The following is a 19,185-nucleotide window of genomic DNA, read 5'->3' as shown; positions in this document are numbered from 1 at the left end:
CATTCACTTCGGGTTAAAAAGCGGCTTATACTCTTCTATGGCCGCTCAAGTACAGCTTTTTCTAATCTGCTGATAGGCGGCCGTGAAGCCCTTCAGCGAATAGGTATCCACGGTCAGCGTATCGCGGCTGGATGTGCCGCGAACGACCATGGTTGCGCCGCCGCGCATCGCGGCAATCAGCTTCGCATCGCTCTCCCCTTCCGGCACCCAGGCAACCTCGCCATTGGTCGCCAGCAGAAATTTGTTGCTGCCGATGGACGCCTCCACGGTGGAGCGGTCTTTGAAGGGGTAGCCCGCAACATGGCTCACCTCTTCTTTCGAGACGGATTTCGGCCGGTAGGTCACCATCACATAGATGTCGCCCCGGCGGACATTCTGCGGCGTCGATTTCAGCGGCCGGGACAGCATGTAGCAGACCTTGTTGCCATTTTCGATCCAGCTGTAGGCAAGCCAGTCATCAAAACTTCCGAGCGCGCGCGGCTCCGCCTGCTGTGCCTGAAGCGGCCCTGCGAGCGCGAGGGTGAGGGAAAAGATAAGAATAAAAAAGGATGCGACTTTACTCATGGACAAAGCATAACCTTGCCGGAGCGGTTTTTCCACCCCGGCCGTCTTCAAATTTTGTTTAATCGGGAACATTTACTCTGCCTGCTGTTGGTAACGCGACTTAACCTTCCATTTCCCGCTCGGCCCGGCGCTTTTTGGGTGCTCCCTGAACGTGACGTTTCAGCGGGATCGGCTCGCCGAGTTCGCTCGTCGGGCGGCGGGCAAAGCGACCGTGAGAGATGATCCTGTCATACATAACGATTGCCCCTGCCGTTGCAACATTCAGACAGAATTTTGTCGGAATTTTGATGAAGTAATCACACCTTTCCTGCATCTCGGGCGACAGCGAGCCGCGTTCGCGCCCGAGCACATAGGCGGCGTTCAGCGGATGGTAGAAGCTCGGCAGGTCCGTCGCCTCGTCGAGCAGCTCGACACCGACGATTCGGCAGTCCTTCGGCAGCAGCATGCCGCCGACCGACTCGAATTCGTACCAGGGAATATTCTTGTATGCGGCGGATGTGTCGGAGCGGACCCGGCGCACGGCAGGCTCCGCATTGATCGTGAACAGGAAGCTCGCGCCGAATGCATGGGCGGTGCGAAAAAGATTGCCGGCGTTCATCGGTTTGCTGATGGCTTCAACGCCGACGCCGAAATATCCACGGGCAATTGTCATTTGCTCTACTCTCCTCGGCGGATTGCTGGTAAACAATCCTCATGGTTTCAACAGCGAACTGATCCGGTGTTATGAATAGCCAATCCAGCCCCGATATCGCAAGGTCTCCGTTGACGGTCGAAGTGACGCGCGGGCCGATCGTTGAAAGCAGGCACCAGGTTATCGCCGCCATCGCGGACGCCGATGGCCGCCTGCTGCGCGCCTTCGGGCCCGTCGATACGCCCGTCTATCTCCGCTCCGCCATCAAGCCGCTGCAGGCGCTGCCGCTGATCGAGACGGGGGCGGCGGATGCCTTTAACGTCACCGAAAAAGAACTCTCGCTTGCCTGTGCCTCCCACACGGGCGAGCCGATCCATGTCGAGGCGGTGACAGAGTGGCTCAATCGGCTCGGCCTTGGCATCGAGGCGCTCGAATGCGGCAGCCACTGGCCATCCTATGACGTCGCCGCGCGGGCCCTCGCGGCGAGAGGCGAGACGCCGACGGCGGCACATAACAACTGCTCGGGCAAGCACACGGGCTTTCTCTGCACCGCCCGGCATATGAAGGAGCCGTTAAAGGGCTATATCGGGCTCGATCACCCGGTGCAGCAGCGGATTGTCCGCGTGTTGGAAGATTTCACCGGGCTCGATCTTGCAAAAGCGCCTGTCGGCACCGACGGCTGCTCGATCCCGACCATTGCCATTCCGCTCGATCGCGCGGCGACGGCGATCGCGCGCTTCGCCGATCCGTCGAAACTGCCGACGGAGCGCGCCGCCGCCTGCCATCGCCTGCAAAAGGCGATTGCCGCCTACCCTGAGATGATTGCCGGATCGGAGCGGCTCTGCACCGCGCTCAACCGCGCCGCAAAGGGGCGGGTGATCGCCAAGGTGGGGGCGGAGGCCGTCTATCTCGCCGCGCTGCCGGAGGCCGGGATCGGCATTGCCTTGAAGGCGCTCGACGGGACGACGCGGGCCGCCGAGGTGGCGCTTGGCGCCCTCCTTGATGAATTTGGCGCGCTCGATGCGGACATGCACAACGCGATCGATCGCTTTGTGCAGCCGGAACTTCGCAATCGCAACAATATGCGGGTTGGCGAGCTCCACGCCGTGCTGCCGCCGCGAACGGAGAGTTGACCCCGGCTTTCGATCGAAGGTAGGTTGGGGCGGGCGCACCCCGCATAAAAAGAATAATCACAGGATAAAAATGATGAAAGCACTGGTATGTAAAGAATTTGGTGATCCGGATGTTCTCGTGATGGAGGATGTGCCTGAGCCTCGGGTGACGAAAGGCACGGTGAAGATCGAGGTCCACTCGGTCGGCCTCAACTTTCCTGATACGCTGATGGTGGCCGGGAAATATCAGTTCAAGCCGCCGTTTCCCTTCTCGCCGGGCATGGAATGTTCCGGCATCATCACCGAGGTCGGCGAAGGGGTGACCGGTCTCGCCGTTGGCGATCGGGTCATGGCCAACCATGGCGTCGGCGGTTTTGCCGAATATGTCATCGCGCCGGCCGCCGGCACCTACAAGATCCCCGACAACATGCCCTATGACGAGGCGGCGGGCTTCCCGGTGACCTACGGCACCACCTACCACGCGCTGGTCGACCGCGGCCGGCTGCAGCCGGGCGAGGTTCTGCTGGTGCATGGCGCCGCGGGCGGGGTCGGGCTGAATGCCGTCGAGCTTGGCAAGGCGCTGGGCGCCACCGTCATCGGGACGGTCGGCTCGGACGAGAAAATGGACATCGTGCGCAAATATGGCGCCGATCATGTCATCAACTATTCGCGCGAGAATATCCGCGACCGCGTGAAGGAGCTGACCGGAGACAAGGGCGCCGATGTCATTTATGACGCCGTTGGCGGCGATGCCTTCGATCAGTCGATGCGCTGCATCAACTGGGACGGCCGGCTGCTGGTGATCGGCTTCGCCTCGGGACGGATTGCCGAGCTCAAGACCAACCTCGTGCTGCTCAAGGGCTGTTCGGTCATCGGCGTCTTCTGGGGTGAATTCGCCCGCCGCTTCCCCGAAAAGAACCGCGCCAACTTCAAGACGATGCTGGATATGGTGAAGGACGGCAAGCTGAAGCCGCATGTCTCGATGCATTTCCCGCTCGAGAAAGGCGCCGACGCGATGAAGGCGCTGCTTTCGCGCAAGAGCACGGGCAAGATCATCATCACGGTCAAGGACTGACCGGCAATGAAAGGAGGGCGCGGGGGGCGCGACCGGCTGGTCAAGCGTCAGTATGAGGATTTTCCCTATCCCCCGCGCAATCCCCTGGATGAGAAGAAGCGTCTCATCACCGGCAGCCCGAGCCATCTGGATGAGCTGAACCACTATATTTTCGCCGGGGCGCGGGATTTTTCCGCGCCCTTTTCCGCGCTCGTTGCGGGCGGCGGCACGGGCGATGCCGCCATCATGCTGGCGCAGCAGCTCGCCGATCGCGGCCTTGCGGGGCAGGTCACCTATCTCGATCTCTCGGCCGCGAGCCGGCGCATCGCCGAAGCGCGCGCCGAAGCGCGGGGCCTTAAAAACATCACCTTTCTGTCCGGCTCGCTGCTTGATTTGCCGAGCATGGGCATCGGGCCGTTTGACTATATCGATTGCTGCGGCGTGCTGCATCATCTGGAAGAGCCCGAGGCGGGGCTGGCGGCACTCGCCGCGGTGCTTCAGGATGGCGGCGGCATGGGGCTGATGGTCTATGCGACGCTTGGCCGGACCGGCGTCTACCCGGTGCAGGAGGCGCTGAAAATGCTTGCCGGGGACGCGCCGACGGGCGAGCAGGTGAAGGTCGCCAAGCATCTTTTGCGCGATCTTTCGCCCGGCCACTGGCTGAAACGCAATCCCGTCCTCGGCGATCATAAACTGGACGATGACGCCGCGCTCTATGACCTGCTGCTGCATCCGCGCGATCGCAGCTACCTGGTCGGGGAGTTGTTCGACCTGCTGGCGACCGCCGAGATGGAGCTGCTCGGCTTTATCGAGCCGGTCCGCTATGAGCCGGAGCTTTATCTGAAAGAGCCGGAACTTCGCAAACGCGCCCGCAATCTCTCGCCCGAGGCGCGGGCCGCTTTGGCCGAAAATCTCGCCGGCACGCTCAAGACGCACAGCTTCTATACCCGCAAGATAGGCGGCTCCGCGCCGGGGGTGGCCGCGTTTGATCCCGACATGATCCCCTTCCTTCGCGATGGCAATCCCGCGCCGCTCGCGGCCGCGCTTGCCGGGCGGGAGACGCTCACCGTGCCGTTCGACGGCCAGCCGATCGAGATCGCGGTGCCCGAGGGCAGCGCCGATTTCGTCAGGCAGCTTGACGGGACCCGCCGTTTACGCGACATTCAGACGGCATTCTCTTTGAGCTGGCCGAATTTTCGCGCCCGTTTCGCGCCTGTCTATAAAATGCTGAACGGACTCAATCTTCTATGGCTTAGGAAATTCTGATACGGGGGCCGACATCCGGCATTTTTCATTAATCAGTTTCCCGCTTTCGATAGCCGGATAGTTGTTGTTGGTGCCATGGCTTTTATTCGTTTCCTGATAAGCCCCTTTTACAAGATTTCCACGGTGTTGCAGGCCGCGATCCTGATGATCATCGCCTGTCTTGTGCTGTCGGCCATGGCGGGGCTGATTCGCTTCATGGCCGATACGGGAATGCATACCTTCGAGATCGTGTTCCTGCGCAACCTCGCGGGGCTGCTCTATTTCCTGCCGTGGTTCTTCCGCAACGGCCTTGGCGTTCTGAAAACCAAGCGGATCGGCGCCTATTGCCTGCGCAGCTTCGTCGGCTTTTTCTCGATGGTGAGCTGGTTCTACGCGATCAGCGTCCTGCCGCTCGCCGATGCGGTGGCGCTCAACTTCACCGCCCCCATCTTCGGCACCATTCTCGCCGTCTTCGTCCTGAAAGAGATGGTCGGTATCCGCCGCACGCTTGCCATGCTGGTCGGCTTTTCCGGCGCGATGATCATTCTCCGCCCGGGCTTTACCGAACTTAGCCTCGGCGCCTATGCGGCGATTTTCTCGGCGCTCACCATGGCGTTCGCGGTGATGATGGTGAAACTCCTCTCGCGCACCGAGCGGCCGGCCGCCATCGTCGCCTGGACGCAGATCCTGATCCTGCCGATGTCGCTGATTCCTGCGATTTTCGTCTGGGAGATGCCGACAACGGAGCAGATCATCGCCATCCTGATGATCGGTTTCCTCGCGACGCTCGGGCATCTTTGCTTCACCAAGGCCTACGCGCTCGCCGATGCCACCGTCGTGATGCCGTTCGATTTCTTCCGCCTGATCTTTTCGGCGCTGATCGGCTTCATCTTCTTCATGCAGCAGCCGGATATCTTCACCTATATCGGCGCGGCGGTGATTTTCGCGTCCTCCATCTATATTGCCATCCGCGAGGCGAAGAAAAGCAAGGCGGAGAGGGAAGTTTTGGCAAGGACCAAGGCGGAAACGCGCATCGGCCCGACGTGACGGGCGGGCGCGCGGCGCACAAAAGAAAAAGCTCCGGACGTTCATCCGGAGCTTTTTTTACATCTGCAAAATCAGAGGCTGACTTCGAATTCCGCTTCCGTCGCCGCCTTCACCTCATCGAGCGTGATGCCGTCGGCAAGCTCGACCAGTTTCATCACCGGCGTCGCGCCCGATTTGTCGAATTTGAAGACCGCCATGTCGGTGATCACCATATCGATGACGCCCTTGCCGGTCAGCGGCAGGGTGCAGGCTTTCAGCAGCTTCGGCTCGCCCTTTGCGGTGTGTTCCATCACCACGATCACCTTCTTCACACCGGCGACGAGATCCATCGCGCCGCCCATGCCCTTGACCATCTTGCCGGGGATCATCCAGTTGGCGAGATCGCCGTTCTGGGCAACCTGCATGGCGCCGAGGATGGAAAGGTTGATATGCCCGCCGCGGATCATGCCGAAGCTGTCGGCGCTCGAAAAATAGCTGGTGGTCGGAAGCTCCGTCACCGTCTGCTTGCCGGCATTGATGAGGTCCGGGTCCTCGTCGCCCTCGAAGGGGAAGGGGCCCATGCCGAGCATGCCGTTCTCGCTCTGAAACATGATTTCCATCCCCTCGGGGATATAGTTGGAGACCAGCGTCGGGATGCCGATGCCAAGATTGACATAAAATCCATCCTGCAGTTCCCGGGCGGCGCGCTGCGCCATTTGTTCTCTCGTCCAGGCCATATTGTTATCCTCTGTCTGTCTTGGCAATCAGTTGCGGGGGCGGGTCGTGCGCTGTTCGATATGCTTGACCGGGTTCGGCACATGCACAATCCGCTGCACAAAGACGCCGGGCACGATGATATGATCGGGGTCAATCTCCCCGGGCTCGACCAGATGCTCCACCTCGGCGACCGTGATCTTGCCGGCGGTTGCCATCATCGGATTGAAGTTGCGGGCGGTCTTGCGGAAGACGAGGTTGCCTTCCTTGTCCGCCATATAGGCATGGACCAGCGAGACATCGGCGACAAGGCCGCGCTCCATCACATAATCCTCGCCGTCAAAATTGCGCACTTCCTTGCCCTCGGCAACCAGCGTGCCGACGCCGGTCTTGGTGAAGAAGGCCGGAATGCCGGCGCCGCCGGCGCGAATCTGCTCGGCGAGCGTGCCCTGCGGCGTGAAGATCACCTCAAGCTCGCCCTTCAGGAACTGGTCGGCGAACATCTTGTTCTCGCCGACGTAGGACGAGATCATCGTCTTGATCTGCTTGCTCTCCAGCAGCACGCCAAGACCGATCCCATCGACACCCGCATTGTTAGAAATAACCGTCAGTCCCTTGACGCCCGCTTCCTTGACCGCTTCGATTAGCGTTTCGGGGATGCCGCAGAGCCCGAAGCCGCCGGACATCAGGGTCATATTGTCCTTCAGAATGCCCTCCAGCGCCGCTTTGGCATCGGGGTAGATTTTCCTGTCACTCATTCGGGGTTCCTTATTGTCAGCGCGTGAGATCAGAATCGATTGAGGATATATAGCAAATAAATGCCCTCTATCTCAATTCCTAAGACTTCTGGCGCGTTTGTGCAATAAGGGATGTTGAATGGCTCAAGGGCAGCGTCAGTCGGACGCGACGGATTCTTCCGCGGTTTCTTTTTTGAGGAATACCCGCGCCTTCTCCCGGTGCTCGTCAGTCACATGTTTGCGCACCGTGTTCATCGCCGCGAGAAGGACGCTCGCATCATCGGCAAAGCCGATGCCGGCAAGGAAATCGGGAATAACGTCGGTCGGCAGGATGAAATAGGCAAGCGCGCCGAACAGCACCGCCTTGACGAACGCCGGGCTTTTGCTGTCCACCGCGCAGTAAAAGCTGGAGGTCACATCTTCGGCGAAGGGAATGCGCCCGACATTGCGGCGGAGCTTGTGCGCAAACTCGCGCATCACGAGGCGCTTGTCGCTTTCCAGCTTATCCGCATCGAAGGCGGAGAGATCATCATCGGGCGTTTGCGTCATGGGGTGAATATGGTTCGGCGCTTTGATTATTACAAGAAGCTCAATCTTCACATTTTCACCGCGACGGTATAAAGAAAATGCTGAAATTCGGATATTCCCTTGAAAAAAACTGGAGAACATAATGGATATTTCTGGAAAAGCGGCGATTGTGACGGGCGGCGCCTCGGGGCTTGGGGAGGCGACGGCGCGGATGCTCGCCGCGGCCGGGGCGAAGGTCGCCATTCTCGATATGAATGCGGATCAGGCGGCGACGATAGCGGCCGAGATCGGCGGCGTTGCCTGCGCGGCGAACGTGGCCGATGATGCCTCGCTCGACGCGGCCTTTGCAAAGGCGCGGGAGGCGCATGGCCCGGTCCGCATCCTGGTCAACTGCGCCGGCATCGGCCCGGCGGCGAAAACCTATTCCAGCAAGGGGATGCATCCGCTTGATACCTTCGAGAAGGTGATTTCGGTCAATCTGATCGGCACCTTCAACTGCCTGCGCCGCGCCGCCGCCGAGATGGCGGGCCATGAGCCGATGGAAAGCGGCGAGCGGGGCGTCTGCATCAATACCGCCTCGGTCGCCGCGTTCGACGGGCAGATCGGGCAGGCCGCCTATTCCGCCTCAAAGGGCGGCATCGTCGGCATGACGCTCCCCATCGCGCGTGATCTCGCTTCGGTTGGCGTTCGCGTTGTCACGATCGCGCCCGGCCTCTTCGAGACGCCGCTTCTGAAAAGCCTGCCCGAGAATGTGCAGGCGGCGCTCGGCGCCTCGGTGCCGTTCCCGAGCCGGCTTGGCAAGCCCGCCGAATATGCGCAGCTTGCCCGTCAGATCGTTGAGAACCAGATGCTGAACGGCGAGGTCATCCGCCTCGACGGCGCGATCCGCATGGCGCCGAAGTAAGCCGCGTCACGCCGCGTTCGCGGCCTTGTCCATGAAGGCCGCGAGCGTGAAATCCTTTCTGGTCAGCCCGCCCGCGTCATGGGTGGCGAGCGTCACCTCGACCCGGTTGTAGACATTGAACCATTCGGGATGGTGATCCATCTTCTCGGCCTCGAGCGCGACGCGGGTCATAAAGGCGAAGGCCGCATTGAAGCTGCGAAAGCGGAAGCTTTTCGTGATCGCCTCACGCCCCCGGGCGCGCTCCCATCCGTCGATCGCCTCGAGCGCCGCAGCAATTTCTTCCGCGCTCAGTTTTTCTGTCATGGATATTCTCCCGAAACTCTATTATGACCCCTCGTAACTATGTTGAGAGACCCTTTGCAAGTCCAGAGCGAGTAGAGACCCGATGACAAAAATCAGCGAGATCAGCCGGAACTGGTGGCATGAAGAGACGGAAGGCATCGCCTTTACCCATGCCATGGATATGGAGCTGCTGCATGCCGAGCAGAGCCCGTATCAAAAGATCGAGATTTTCGAGCATAAAGTGTTCGGCCGGGTGCTGACCCTCGACGGGCTGGTACAGGCATCCCATGCCGATGAGTTCATGTATCATGAGATGGCCGTGCATGTGCCGCTGCTCGGCCGCAAGCGCGAGGCGGCGGAGGTGCTGATCGTCGGCGGCGGCGATGGCGGCATTCTGCGCGAGGTGCTGCGCCATGACTTTGTCACCCGCGTCGTGATGGTGGAGATCGACCGGCGGGTGGTTGAGCTGTCGAAAGAATATCTCGGTATCAATGGCGACTATGATGATCCGCGCGCCGAGTTGGTGATCGGCGATGCGGCCGACTATATGCGCGAAGCGCGCGCCCGCGGCGACAAATTCGATCTCATCATCCTCGATCTCAGCGAGCCGGTCGGCCCGTCCTCAAGCGTTTTCACCCGTGCTTTCTGCGAGGATTTTTCGGCCTGCGTCAAGCCGACCGGCGTTGTGCTCGACAGCGACAGCATTTTCGTCGGTAAGGAGCGTGCCTATTTCCTGCAGGAGCTGTGCGGCGACAAGGACCAGAATCTCGTCTCCATCATGCAGCGCGAGCGGCTTTTGCCCCATGTTGCGGCCTATCGCTCCATCGTCCAGCTTTATCCGGCGGCGGAGTTCGGCTTCTTCCTCTACAGCCTCGACGGGCATGATTATTCCACCCCGGTCGCGGAGCTGACGGGCCGGCATTATAACCCCGAGCTGCACCGGGCGTCCTTCGCGCTGCCGACCTGGTGGCGCACCAGCCTCGGCTTTTAAGGCAGGCAGGATGGCTGACGCGCCGCTCAAAGTCGATTTCATCTCGGGCGCCGTCGATTACCGGCGGCGGCAGGGCGGCGGGCGGGGGCAGGCGTTGCCAAAGGCCCTCGGCTTTCGCAAGGGCGTCACGCCGGATGTGGTGGATGCGACGGCGGGGCTTGGCCGGGATGCGTTTCTGCTCGCCTCCCTCCGCGCGCGGGTGACGCTGATCGAGCGGAACGAGACGATGCACCGGCTGCTTGCCGAGGCGATGGCGCGGGCGGCGGCGGAAAGCCCGCTGCATGGCGAGATCATCGCCCGTATGACATTGATCCTGGGCGATGCGCGGGAGATCTTGCCATCGCTCAAGCCCGAGACGGTGCTGATCGATCCGATGCACCCGCCGCGCGGCAAATCGGCGCTCGTCAAAGCCGAGATGCGGCAGCTTCGCGATCTGGTCGGCAGCGATCCCGACTGCGCCGAGCTGATGCGGGTCGCCCTTGCCTGTACGTCAAAACGCGTGGTGCTGAAATGGCCGCGCCGGGCGGCACTGCTGCCGGGTCTCCCCGCGCCCTCGCACCAGATAGTCGGCAAATCGACGCGCTATGACGTCTTTATGAAGCTACCGGCGCCGGCAGGTCATAGCTGACTTCCTCATTGTAGATCGAGCCCGACGAGGAGAGATGGCTTGAAAAGAGCGAAAAACTCGTCACCGGCAGCGTCTTGACCTTGAACAGCGCATGATCGACGAGGAAATGCCGCACCTTCTCATAAGGCGATTTGTGAACGCGGGCGAGGGTGATATGCGGGTGGAACCGCCGCTCGTCAACCCGCGCGCCGACGCTTTCAATGGCGGTGACGATCTTCTGATGCAGCAAGGTGATCTCGGGCGTCGGCCGCACCCCGGCCCACAGCAGGCGCGGGCGCCTGTTGTTGCCGAACACGCCGACGCCTTCGATGTCGAGATCGAACGCCGGGTAGCGGATTTTTCCGAGCGCCAGCGAAATATCCATCATCATCGGACCCTGGACTTCGCCGATGAAGGCGAGCGTGACATGGGCGTTTTCCGCCGCGATCCAGCGGGCATCCGGGATGCCACCCCGAAGAGTGGCGATTTCAGCCTTGATCTCCCCCGGCAGATCAATGGCAACGAAAAGACGCATGGTCGTGTCCTTTAGCGAGAAGTTGCAACCCTGTGTGCCAGAAACTCCGTAACGTAGGGTAGTATATTCTCGACGATCACCTCAACGCCTTTAGCGTTGGGATGGATATAATCCTCCTGGTTCAGCGCCGGGTCGGCGGCGACGCCTTCAAGGAAGAAGGGATAGAAGCCGGTGTCGTATTTTTCCGCGAGCTCGGGAAAGATCGCATCAAAGGCGCGCGTATATTCCGCGCCCATGCTGGGCGGCGCGCGCATCCCGGCGAGAAAGACCGGAATATCCTTCGCCTGAATGGTCTCGATAATCTGCGAGAGATTGCGCCGCGTCTCCGCCGGGTCGATGCCGCGGAGCGCATCATTGGCGCCAAGCTCGAGGATAACGGCGCTCACGCTGTCTGTCCCGAGCGCCCAGTCGAGCCGTTGCAGCCCGCCGGCGCTCGTATCACCCGAGACGCCGGCATTCTCGATGCGCAGGTTCAGGCCTTTCTTCTGCAGCGCCGCCTGCAACCGGGTGACGAAATCCTCGCCCGTCGGCAGGCCATAGCCTGCGGTCAGGCTGTCGCCAATGGCAACGATGCGCAGCGCCTCCTCCGCCCGCGCGGAGGGCAGCAGGCAGAAAACCGCAATAATCACGGCCAAAACGTTGATTTTCATTCCAAACCTGCCATATCCAGACTTTACAATTGTCGTTTACACATGGATCCGCCGGTGCCCCGAACAGCTATCATCGAACTTCACGATATTCATCTTACACTTAAGTCGGATGCGGGTCCGGTCAATATCCTGCGCGGGATAGATTTGACGGTCCATGCGGGCGAGACGGTTGGCATCGTCGGCCCGTCGGGGTCGGGGAAATCGACGCTGATGGCGATCATGGCGGGGCTGGAGCGGCCGACGCAGGGCTCCGTCCGCATTGCCGGCGCCGCGCTTGAGACGATGGATGAGGACGCCCTCGCGCGCTTTCGCCGCGCCAATATCGGCATCGTCTTTCAGTCCTTTCACCTTATCCCGACCATGACCGCGCTTGAAAATGTCGCCATTCCGCTGGAGCTTGCGGGCGATAAGGCGGCGTTCGAGACGGCGGCGGCGCGGCTTGAGTCCGTCGGGCTTGGCGATCGGCAAAGTCACTATCCGGCGCAGCTTTCCGGCGGCGAGCAGCAGCGGGTCGCGCTGGCGCGGGCGGTCTCGACGAACCCGAAAATCCTGCTTGCCGATGAACCGACGGGCAATCTTGACGGGCGCACGGGCGATCTGATCATCGAGCTGATGTTCCGCCTGCAGGCCGAGCAGGGGACTACGATGGTGCTGATCACCCATGACGAGGCGCTCGCCGCGCGCTGCACGCACCGCATCCGGATCGAGGACGGGCGGGTTGTTGCCAACAGCGCGGCGATGGAAAAGGCGATCGCCGGTGCGTAACGACAAAGGGGCGGAATCGCTCGCGCTCGCCATGAAGTTTGCACGGCGCGACCTGCGCGGCAATCTGAAGGGATTTCGGATCTTTCTCGCCTGCCTCATCCTTGGCGTCGCGGCCATTGCCGGCGTCGGCACGCTCGCGAGTTCCATCACCGAAGGCCTCAAGGCCAACGGGCAGGTCATTCTCGGCGGCGATATCGATATCCGCCTGACGCACCGCGCCGCAACGGCGGAGGAGCGCGCCTTTATGGCGGCGCAAGGCCGGGTCGCCGAGGTGCAGACCTTGCGCGCGATGGTGCGCAATCTTGACAACGATGCCCGCACGCTCTCCGAACTCAAAGCTGTCGATAACGCCTATCCGCTGTTCGGTGCGCTCCGCCTTGGCGATGAGGGCGCCGCCGCGCCGCCGACGCCGCTTTTGCAGGCGCAGGACGGTCTTTACGGCGTGCTGGTCGAGGGCAGCCTTGAGAACCGGCTCGATCTTGCAACGGGCAGCCGCCTTCGCATCGGCGATCTGGATTTCGAGGTGCGCGGCGTGATCGAGAGCGAACCCGACAAGGCCTCGCAAGGCATGGCGCTCGGCCCCCGCACGATCATCTCGACCGAGGCGCTGGCCAAGACCGGGCTGGTCCAGCCCGGCAGCCTGCTTCGCTATCATTACCGCATCGCGCTCGATCCCGGGCGGACGGTGGCCGAGTTCCATGACGCCGTAAAGACGGCCTTTCCCGATGCCGGATGGCGCGTGCAGGATGCCTCGAACGGCGCGCCCGGGATCAAGCGCTTTGTTGACCGCGTGGCGCTCTTCCTTACCCTCGTCGGGCTGACGGCGCTGGTCGTCGGCGGCGTTGGCGTCGGCAATGCGGTGCGCGCCTATCTCGATGGCAAGATCACCACGATCGCAACGCTGAAATGCCTTGGCGCGAGCAGCGGCTTCATTTTCCGCGTGCATTACCTTCAGGTGTTGTTCCTCGCGCTTGCCGGATCGCTCATCGGGCTCATCCTCGGTGTTGGCGGATCGGCGGTGGCGGCGGAGTTTCTCTCCTCCTCCCTGCCGGTGCCACCGGAACTGATCGTCACGCCCGGGCCGCTGCTGCTCGCGCTCGCCTACGGCCTGCTGACGGCGACGCTGTTTACCATTTGGCCGCTCGCCCGGGCGCGGGAGACGCCGGCGGCGGCGCTCTTTCGTGATATCGTCGCGGCCCATCAAAAGCCGAAAGCTTTCTATCTCGCGCTGCTGGCGATCTGCTTCCTGGCGCTTGTCGCGCTCGCCATCCTGACGGCGCGCGAGACGTGGTTCGCCTTCATCTTCACCTTTTCGATCATCGGCATCTTCGGCGTGCTCATCCTCGTCGGCTATGGCATAAGATACGTCGCGCGCAAGGCGCCGCGGCCGCGGGCGCCGTCCTTGCGCCTTGCCATCAGTAATCTCTATCGCCCCGGCGCGGCGACGATCAGCGTTGTCCTCTCGATGGGGCTCGGCCTCACGCTCTTTGTCACGGTCGCGCTGATCGAGGGCAACCTCAGGGAGCAGGTGCAGGACCAGCTACCCGACCGCGCGCCGGCCTTCTTCTTCATCGATATCCAGTCGAACCAGCTCGATGACTTCGTGACGCTTGCCGAGGCGATCCCCGATGTCAGCGAGGTCAACCATGTGCCGAACATGCGCGGACGCATCGTCGCGGTTGCGGGCGTGCCGGCGGAGCGGGTCGAGGTGGCGCCGGAGGCGCGCTGGGCGCTCCGCGGGGATCGCGGCATCACCTATTCGGCCGCGCCGCCCGAAGGCGCGGTCGTTGTCGAGGGAAGCTGGTGGCCGGAAGATTACGCCGGGCCGCCGCTCGTCAGCCTGGACCGCGAGATCGCGAAGGGAATGAATATCGGCATCGGCGATACCCTCACCGTCAACGTCATGGGCCGCGAGATCGAGGCGAAAATCGCCAATTTGCGCGAGATCGACTGGTCGAGCATGTCGATAAATTTCGTCCTCGTGTTCGATCAGCACAGCCTGACCGGCGCGCCGCATTCGCATCTTGCGACCGCCCGCGCCGACGGCGCGGCGGAGGACGCGCTTTTCCGCGCCGTGACCGACAGCTTCGCCAATGTCTCCGTCATTCGCATGAAAGAGGCGCTGCAGACGGTCAGCCGGATCCTCGAACAGCTCTCGCTCGCCGTCTCCGCTATCTCCTCTGTGACGCTGGTGACGGGGGTTCTGGTGCTGGCGGGCGCCTTCGCGGCGGGGCATCGCAAGCGCGTCTATGACGCCGTCATCCTGAAAGTGCTCGGCGCGACGCGGCGGGATATCTTCGCGACCTTCCTGCTCGAATATGCGCTGCTTGGCCTCGTAACCTCGCTGATCGCGGCAGCGACCGGCTGGTTCGCCGCCTATATGGTGGTGACGCGCATCCTTGAGGCGACATGGGTCAACCTGCCGCTGACGGTGCTCGCGACGGTCGTTGTGAGCGTTGCTGTGACGCTTCTCTTCGGGCTGCTCGGCTCGTGGCGGGCGCTCGGCGAGAAGGTCGCGCCGACGCTCCGCGCGGAATAGCCCAAGAAAAGAGGCCGCGCGGGCGATCCCGGCGCGGCCTCAATTCGGAAGTGTATGATCCGTTAAATCAGAATATTATTCAACGGCGTCTTCATACTCATCCTTGGAGAGAACACCGTCTTCATCGCTGTCGACGGAGTTGAACTGCTCCTTTGTTACATCCGGCATGACAACGGCAAGCTCTTCATATGTGACCGACCCGTCGCCGTCAGTATCAACTGCTGTAAAGTCAGGGCCCGCCGCCATTGCAGGTGCAGCAGCAAGGAAAGTTACAGTGGCGGCAGAAATAATGAGTTTTTTCATAATAAGCTCCGTTTCGTTATGTTGGACGGTCCGGCAGTACCTACCGATGCATGTCCGTCGAACAGCCAAACCCGGCGACCCTTTAGGGATCCGCTCGCTGACGTTCTGAGGATGAATCTGATCGGCTATTGTGGCGGCAACATGCCGCCAATTGGGCCTGATGAAGGAAATATTTTGACGCGGGCCGACTGACAGCCCGCCACCGGGCCGCGGCGTACAACAAATCGTGATCCTCGGGCGGGCGGGCGTTTGCTTTACTAATTGGTGCTAATGCTTTATTTTATCGGGAGGTTTCTTGAAATACTGCCGGATGAATACGATATACTGGCAAAGTCACACCGCAGAGGTAATATATATGGCAACAGACTATCCCAAGTATCAGACGACACGAGTTGGTGCGCGCGATCAGGCCGTCCTCGATGAGGGTCTGCGCAGCTATATGCTGAAGGTCTATAACTACATGGCCTCCGGCCTTGCGCTCAGCGGGATTACCGCCGCGCTGACAGCATCCACGCCGGCTCTTTTCAATGCCGTTTTTGGTACGCCGCTGCAGTGGGTTGTCATGCTCGCGCCGCTCGGACTGCTGTTTGCAATGTCCCGTACCAGCGCCAGCACGACGAAGCTTCTCTACTGGATCATGGTGGCGACCTTCGGTGTCTCCATCTCCTACATCTTCCAGGTCTACACCGCGGAAAGCGTGGTCCGGGTCTTCTTCATCACGGCGGCCACCTTCGGCGCCGCAAGCCTCTATGGCTATGTGACGAAGCGCGACCTGACCGGGTTCGGTGCATTCCTGTTCATGGGGCTGATCGGTATCATCATCGCGTCGGTGGTGAATATCTTCCTCGCCTCCAGCATGATGCATTTCGTGGTCTCGGTTCTCGGCGTGCTGATCTTCACCGGCCTCACCGCCTTCGATACGCAGCGCATCAAGTCCGAGTTCTATCATGGCTACAGCGACGAAGTGCTGGAGAAGGGGGCCGTTATGGGCGCCGTCTCCATGTATCTGAACTTCCTGAACCTGTTCATGATGCTGCTGAGCCTGCTCGGCAACCGCGAATAAGCGCTTTCGAATAGAAAACGGAAAACCCGGCCATCGCGCCGGGTTTTTTGTTGTCTGAAAAAACGAAATGGCTAAACTTGTTTGCAAACAAACAGCCATTACAAAAATCAGACGAGGCCTTCTCCATGCGTATCCTTATCGCCATGATGAAACATGAAACCAACACCTTCTCGCCGATTGTCGCGGACTGGAAGCGGTTTCAGGATTGGGGGGCGCATCTCGGGGAGGCGGCACTGAAGGCCTATGACGGCACCGGTATGCCCTTTGCCGCTTACGTCGATCTCGCCCGCAAGGCCGGCGCCGAGATTGTGACACCGGTCGCCGCCGAGGCGATGCCGTCCGGCCCCGTCACGCGCGAGGCCTATGAGCTGATGTCGAACGCCATTCTCGATGAGGTGCGAAAAGGTGTCGATGCGGCGATGCTGGATCTGCACGGCGCGATGGTCTCGGAGGCGACCGACGATGGGGAGGGGACGCTGCTTGAAAAGATCCGCGCCATCGATCCCGATCTCCCGATCGCCGTCACCCTCGATCTGCATTGTAACCTCACGGCGAAAATGGTCGAGAACTGCACGGTGCTGATCGGCTATAAAACCTATCCCCATGTCGATATGTATGAGGTCGGCACGCAGATCGGGCAGGCGCTGCTCGACAGCATGGCCGGGAAGATCAGGCCGGTGATGTCCTGGGGCAATGCGCCGCTCCTCAGCCAGACGCTGCGTCAGGGCACCGATGATGAGCCGATGGCGACGCTCATCCGCATGTGCCGCGAGGCGGAGAAGGAGCCGGGTGTCATCGCGGCGACGGCCTTCGGCGGTTTCGCCCTTGCCGATATGAAGGATGCCGGCAACTCCGTCATTGTCGTCACCAACGGCGATCAGGCCAAGGCCGATGAGGTGCGCGATCGCATCCTCGCCAAAATCTGGACGCTGAAGGAGGAGTTCATCTATCAGCACACGCCGCTCGAAGAGCAGGTGGCGAAGGCGAAAGCGATGACCGACGGGCCGATCCTGCTGCTCGATCATGCCGATAACTGCGGCTCCGGCGCGACGCAGGATGTGATGACGGTGATCGCCGAAGTGCTGCGCCAGGGGCTGGAGGATGTCGCCGTCGCCGCCGTCTGGGACCCCGCCGCCGTGCAGGAGATGCAGAAGGCCGGCATCGGCAACAAGATCACCCTGAAGCTTGGCGGCAAGACGGACATGCCCTCCATCGGCGAGGTCGGCGAGCCACTTACCGTGACCGGCGTTGTCAAGACGCTGACCAATGGCGAGTGGATCGTGCGCGGCCCGATGTATACCGGCGTCAAGGTCTTTATGGGCCCGACCGCCGTGCTCGATACCGGGAATATGGAGATTGTCATCGTCTCCAACCACCATGAGCCGTGGGATACCGGCGTTTTCCGCTCGGTGGGTATCCAGCCCGAATATAAACGCTATCTTATCCTGAAGAGCCGTATCCATTACCGCGCCGGCTTCGCGCCCATTGGCAAGGCGACGCTGACGCTGGATGGCAAGGGCGTCACCACGTCGGATAATCGCCTGCTGCGCTACGAGAAAGTGCGCCGCCCGATTTATCCGCTCGATCTCCTGAACGAGGCGTAGAAAATGCGCGAGGATATGTTCGGCAACCCGGTGAGCAGCAGCTCCGATCACACGCTGGCGGTGATCAACCGCTTTATGGAGAGCTTCATCGGGTTCGGAACGGATTTCCTCGATATCTTTGAGGCCTCCGATGCGGAACCGGCGTCCCCTATCGCCGCGGCCTATGCCTGCCTGCTCGGCGTCTTTTTTGAAAACTCGGAAGGGCGGCGGATCGCGGCGAAATATTACGCCCGGATGATGGATGCGCAAAAAGGCGCGACGGCGCGCGAGCAATCCTTCGTCGCCATCGTCCGCGACCTGCATGACGGGGAGCTGAAACGGCTGATGGCGACACTTCGCCGTCATGTCGAGAGCTTCCCGCGCGATCTCTTTGCGGCGAAGCTCGCGCAGAATGTCTTTTTCAACATCGGCGATGACGCGACGCTCCTCTGGATTGCCGATAGCGTGATCGGCGAGCATCGCGACGTTGCCTATGCCTACGGGATGCGGGCCTTCGCGCGCGAGCAGTCGAGCCTGCTGGACCTCGCCGAGGAGGATGGCCGGCGCGCGACCGAGATGCAGCGGAAGGAGCCCTGGGCGCATCACGCCGTCGCCCATGTCATGCTGACAACCGGGCGGCATGAGGAGGGCATCCGCTGGATGCGCGATCTTGCCAGCGAATGGGAAGATCGCAACAGCTTCATGTATACCCACAACTGGTGGCATCAGGCGCTCTTTCATCTGGAACTGGAGGATTTTGAGACGCCGCTCATGCTTTATGACACCCGCGTCTGGGGCGTCGAGAAGGGCTACAGCCTCGATCAGGTGAACGCCATTTCGCTGCTCTGGCGGCTGGAACAGCTCGGCGTCGATGTCGGGGACCGCTGGCTGGATATCGGCGCGCATGTGGCGGCGCGGGAGCTTTATAACGACCAGCCGTTCTATGACATGCATTACGGCTATGCGCTCGCCCGCGCCGGCGAGACGGCGGCGCTTGAGCGGTTGATGGCGGGCCTTGAGCGCATGGCGCGCGAGGCGCCGGACGTGGTGCGCGGCGCCTGGGCCGATGTGGCGCTGCCCGCGACGCGCGGCTTTATCGCCATCGCGGAGGGCGATCACCGCGCCGCGCTTCGCCATCTCGACGGCGCCCGGCCGCGCTATCAGGAGATCGGCGGCAGCCATGCGCAGCGCGACCTTTTCGAGCTTGCCTGGCTGACCAGCCTGATCGAGGCGGGCGAGCAGGAGCGGGCGCGCCCCGTGCTTGAAGCGCGCGCCAAATTCCGTCACAATGTGCCGATGGATGCCCGGCTGCTGGCCCGGGCGGGCGTGCGCCGCTAGCGCCGCTTCATTCG

At 61.6% G+C, this 19,185-nt stretch carries 21 protein-coding genes; 12 read left to right on the top strand and 9 right to left on the bottom strand.

What is annotated here, in order from left to right; all coding sequences use genetic code 11:
- Positions 1-45: 45 nt before the first annotated feature.
- Positions 46-564, bottom strand: a complete 519-nt coding sequence (locus V7Z56_RS03890) for an invasion associated locus B family protein (RefSeq protein WP_334128043.1) — start codon at positions 562-564, stop codon at positions 46-48.
- A 100-nt stretch (positions 565-664) separates the two neighbouring features.
- The gene (locus V7Z56_RS03885; RefSeq protein WP_334128042.1) at positions 665-1,216 is read right to left on the bottom strand and encodes an RNA methyltransferase; all 552 of its coding nucleotides are present in this window, start codon (positions 1,214-1,216) and stop codon (positions 665-667) included.
- Positions 1,217-1,287: 71 nt separating this feature from the next.
- Between V7Z56_RS03885 and V7Z56_RS03880 the strand changes: the two genes are divergently transcribed.
- From V7Z56_RS03880 to V7Z56_RS03865, 4 genes are all read left to right on the top strand, one after another.
- Positions 1,288-2,328 (top strand): asparaginase, encoded by a 1,041-nt coding sequence (locus tag V7Z56_RS03880; RefSeq protein ID WP_334128041.1) that lies wholly within the window; start codon positions 1,288-1,290, stop codon positions 2,326-2,328.
- A gap of 73 nt (positions 2,329-2,401) precedes the next feature.
- Entirely contained in the window at positions 2,402-3,382 is a 981-nt protein-coding gene (locus V7Z56_RS03875) for an NADPH:quinone oxidoreductase family protein (RefSeq protein ID WP_334128040.1), read from the top strand.
- 6 nt (positions 3,383-3,388) lie between these two features.
- Positions 3,389-4,627 carry a class I SAM-dependent methyltransferase gene (locus V7Z56_RS03870; RefSeq protein ID WP_334128039.1) on the top strand — a complete coding sequence of 413 codons (1,239 nt, stop codon included), beginning with the start codon at positions 3,389-3,391 and terminating at the stop codon, positions 4,625-4,627.
- A 75-nt stretch (positions 4,628-4,702) separates the two neighbouring features.
- The gene (locus tag V7Z56_RS03865) at positions 4,703-5,653 is read left to right on the top strand and encodes a DMT family transporter (RefSeq protein WP_334128038.1); all 951 of its coding nucleotides are present in this window, start codon (positions 4,703-4,705) and stop codon (positions 5,651-5,653) included.
- A 71-nt stretch (positions 5,654-5,724) separates the two neighbouring features.
- On the opposite strand, the gene V7Z56_RS03860 is transcribed toward V7Z56_RS03865, so the two are convergent.
- The 3 genes from V7Z56_RS03860 to V7Z56_RS03850 form a co-directional block, all read right to left on the bottom strand.
- Positions 5,725-6,369 carry a CoA transferase subunit B gene (locus V7Z56_RS03860; protein ID WP_334128037.1) on the bottom strand — a complete coding sequence of 215 codons (645 nt, stop codon included), beginning with the start codon at positions 6,367-6,369 and terminating at the stop codon, positions 5,725-5,727.
- A gap of 27 nt (positions 6,370-6,396) precedes the next feature.
- A complete protein-coding gene (locus tag V7Z56_RS03855; protein WP_334128036.1) occupies positions 6,397-7,104 on the bottom strand; it encodes a CoA transferase subunit A in 708 nt (235 codons plus the stop codon).
- Positions 7,105-7,239: 135 nt separating this feature from the next.
- Positions 7,240-7,632 carry a YkvA family protein gene (locus tag V7Z56_RS03850; RefSeq protein ID WP_334128035.1) on the bottom strand — a complete coding sequence of 131 codons (393 nt, stop codon included), beginning with the start codon at positions 7,630-7,632 and terminating at the stop codon, positions 7,240-7,242.
- A 121-nt stretch (positions 7,633-7,753) separates the two neighbouring features.
- On the opposite strand from V7Z56_RS03850, the gene V7Z56_RS03845 reads away from it, so the two are divergent.
- The gene (locus V7Z56_RS03845) at positions 7,754-8,515 is read left to right on the top strand and encodes a 3-hydroxyacyl-CoA dehydrogenase (RefSeq protein ID WP_334128034.1); all 762 of its coding nucleotides are present in this window, start codon (positions 7,754-7,756) and stop codon (positions 8,513-8,515) included.
- 6 nt (positions 8,516-8,521) lie between these two features.
- On the opposite strand, the gene V7Z56_RS03840 is transcribed toward V7Z56_RS03845, so the two are convergent.
- Positions 8,522-8,818, bottom strand: a complete 297-nt coding sequence (locus V7Z56_RS03840; protein WP_334128033.1) for a 4a-hydroxytetrahydrobiopterin dehydratase — start codon at positions 8,816-8,818, stop codon at positions 8,522-8,524.
- Between the two features lie 82 nt (positions 8,819-8,900).
- Between V7Z56_RS03840 and V7Z56_RS03835 the strand changes: the two genes are divergently transcribed.
- Positions 8,901-9,788, top strand: a complete 888-nt coding sequence (locus V7Z56_RS03835) for a hypothetical protein (protein ID WP_334128032.1) — start codon at positions 8,901-8,903, stop codon at positions 9,786-9,788.
- Positions 9,789-9,798: 10 nt separating this feature from the next.
- The gene (locus tag V7Z56_RS03830; RefSeq protein ID WP_334128031.1) at positions 9,799-10,416 is read left to right on the top strand and encodes a class I SAM-dependent methyltransferase; all 618 of its coding nucleotides are present in this window, start codon (positions 9,799-9,801) and stop codon (positions 10,414-10,416) included.
- Here V7Z56_RS03830 and thpR read toward each other — a convergent pair.
- Complete coding sequence (thpR, locus tag V7Z56_RS03825) at positions 10,382-10,930, bottom strand: RNA 2',3'-cyclic phosphodiesterase (RefSeq protein ID WP_334128030.1); 549 nt, start codon at positions 10,928-10,930, stop codon at positions 10,382-10,384. The two genes, V7Z56_RS03830 and thpR, sit on opposite strands and share 35 nt — an antisense overlap.
- Before the next feature lie 11 nt (positions 10,931-10,941).
- Complete coding sequence (locus V7Z56_RS03820; protein ID WP_334128029.1) at positions 10,942-11,580, bottom strand: arylesterase; 639 nt, start codon at positions 11,578-11,580, stop codon at positions 10,942-10,944.
- 42 nt (positions 11,581-11,622) lie between these two features.
- Between V7Z56_RS03820 and V7Z56_RS03815 the strand changes: the two genes are divergently transcribed.
- Together V7Z56_RS03815 and V7Z56_RS03810 are read left to right on the top strand one after the other, a co-directional pair.
- A complete protein-coding gene (locus tag V7Z56_RS03815; protein ID WP_443023742.1) occupies positions 11,623-12,345 on the top strand; it encodes an ABC transporter ATP-binding protein in 723 nt (240 codons plus the stop codon).
- Positions 12,338-14,884 carry an ABC transporter permease gene (locus V7Z56_RS03810; RefSeq protein WP_334128027.1) on the top strand — a complete coding sequence of 849 codons (2,547 nt, stop codon included), beginning with the start codon at positions 12,338-12,340 and terminating at the stop codon, positions 14,882-14,884. The genes V7Z56_RS03815 and V7Z56_RS03810 overlap by 8 nt, the downstream gene beginning before the upstream one ends.
- Before the next feature lie 75 nt (positions 14,885-14,959).
- Here V7Z56_RS03810 and V7Z56_RS03805 read toward each other — a convergent pair whose 3' ends face one another.
- Positions 14,960-15,187 carry a hypothetical protein gene (locus V7Z56_RS03805; protein ID WP_334128026.1) on the bottom strand — a complete coding sequence of 76 codons (228 nt, stop codon included), beginning with the start codon at positions 15,185-15,187 and terminating at the stop codon, positions 14,960-14,962.
- A gap of 355 nt (positions 15,188-15,542) precedes the next feature.
- Between V7Z56_RS03805 and V7Z56_RS03800 the strand changes: the two genes are divergently transcribed.
- The 3 genes from V7Z56_RS03800 to V7Z56_RS03790 all read left to right on the top strand — a co-directional run bounded on the left by V7Z56_RS03800 (position 15,543) and on the right by V7Z56_RS03790 (position 19,171).
- Positions 15,543-16,250, top strand: a complete 708-nt coding sequence (locus V7Z56_RS03800) for a Bax inhibitor-1/YccA family protein (RefSeq protein ID WP_334128025.1) — start codon at positions 15,543-15,545, stop codon at positions 16,248-16,250.
- A 125-nt stretch (positions 16,251-16,375) separates the two neighbouring features.
- The gene (locus tag V7Z56_RS03795) at positions 16,376-17,854 is read left to right on the top strand and encodes a M81 family metallopeptidase (RefSeq protein WP_334128024.1); all 1,479 of its coding nucleotides are present in this window, start codon (positions 16,376-16,378) and stop codon (positions 17,852-17,854) included.
- A 3-nt stretch (positions 17,855-17,857) separates the two neighbouring features.
- Positions 17,858-19,171 carry a tetratricopeptide repeat protein gene (locus V7Z56_RS03790; protein WP_334128023.1) on the top strand — a complete coding sequence of 438 codons (1,314 nt, stop codon included), beginning with the start codon at positions 17,858-17,860 and terminating at the stop codon, positions 19,169-19,171.
- Positions 19,172-19,185 lie beyond the last annotated feature (14 nt).

The organism is Sneathiella sp. (assembly GCF_036844445.1).
GTDB lineage: Bacteria > Pseudomonadota > Alphaproteobacteria > Sneathiellales > Sneathiellaceae > Sneathiella.
The sequence above is the reverse complement of the archived record's forward strand: the minus strand, read 5'-3'. Positions and strand labels throughout refer to the sequence as shown.

Bases quoted from the DNA above. Each gene is read 5' to 3' on its own strand.
- V7Z56_RS03860 (WP_334128037.1), bottom strand. From the start codon at position 6,369: ATGGCCTGGACGAGAGAACAAATGGCGCAGCGCGCCGCCCGGGAACTG.
- V7Z56_RS03805 (WP_334128026.1), bottom strand. From the start codon at position 15,187: ATGAAAAAACTCATTATTTCTGCCGCCACTGTAACTTTCCTTGCTGCT.
- V7Z56_RS03795 (WP_334128024.1), top strand. From the start codon at position 16,376: ATGCGTATCCTTATCGCCATGATGAAACATGAAACCAACACCTTCTCG.
- V7Z56_RS03855 (WP_334128036.1), bottom strand. From the start codon at position 7,104: ATGAGTGACAGGAAAATCTACCCCGATGCCAAAGCGGCGCTGGAGGGC.
- V7Z56_RS03815 (WP_443023742.1), top strand. From the start codon at position 11,623: ATGGATCCGCCGGTGCCCCGAACAGCTATCATCGAACTTCACGATATT.
- V7Z56_RS03845 (WP_334128034.1), top strand. From the start codon at position 7,754: ATGGATATTTCTGGAAAAGCGGCGATTGTGACGGGCGGCGCCTCGGGG.
- V7Z56_RS03880 (WP_334128041.1), top strand. From the start codon at position 1,288: ATGAATAGCCAATCCAGCCCCGATATCGCAAGGTCTCCGTTGACGGTC.
- V7Z56_RS03830 (WP_334128031.1), top strand. From the start codon at position 9,799: ATGGCTGACGCGCCGCTCAAAGTCGATTTCATCTCGGGCGCCGTCGAT.
- V7Z56_RS03835 (WP_334128032.1), top strand. From the start codon at position 8,901: ATGACAAAAATCAGCGAGATCAGCCGGAACTGGTGGCATGAAGAGACG.
- V7Z56_RS03885 (WP_334128042.1), bottom strand. From the start codon at position 1,216: ATGACAATTGCCCGTGGATATTTCGGCGTCGGCGTTGAAGCCATCAGC.
- V7Z56_RS03870 (WP_334128039.1), top strand. From the start codon at position 3,389: ATGAAAGGAGGGCGCGGGGGGCGCGACCGGCTGGTCAAGCGTCAGTAT.
- thpR (WP_334128030.1), bottom strand. From the start codon at position 10,930: ATGCGTCTTTTCGTTGCCATTGATCTGCCGGGGGAGATCAAGGCTGAA.
- V7Z56_RS03800 (WP_334128025.1), top strand. From the start codon at position 15,543: ATGGCAACAGACTATCCCAAGTATCAGACGACACGAGTTGGTGCGCGC.
- V7Z56_RS03840 (WP_334128033.1), bottom strand. From the start codon at position 8,818: ATGACAGAAAAACTGAGCGCGGAAGAAATTGCTGCGGCGCTCGAGGCG.
- V7Z56_RS03875 (WP_334128040.1), top strand. From the start codon at position 2,402: ATGAAAGCACTGGTATGTAAAGAATTTGGTGATCCGGATGTTCTCGTG.
- V7Z56_RS03850 (WP_334128035.1), bottom strand. From the start codon at position 7,632: ATGACGCAAACGCCCGATGATGATCTCTCCGCCTTCGATGCGGATAAG.
- V7Z56_RS03790 (WP_334128023.1), top strand. From the start codon at position 17,858: ATGCGCGAGGATATGTTCGGCAACCCGGTGAGCAGCAGCTCCGATCAC.
- V7Z56_RS03865 (WP_334128038.1), top strand. From the start codon at position 4,703: ATGGCTTTTATTCGTTTCCTGATAAGCCCCTTTTACAAGATTTCCACG.
- V7Z56_RS03820 (WP_334128029.1), bottom strand. From the start codon at position 11,580: ATGAAAATCAACGTTTTGGCCGTGATTATTGCGGTTTTCTGCCTGCTG.
- V7Z56_RS03890 (WP_334128043.1), bottom strand. From the start codon at position 564: ATGAGTAAAGTCGCATCCTTTTTTATTCTTATCTTTTCCCTCACCCTC.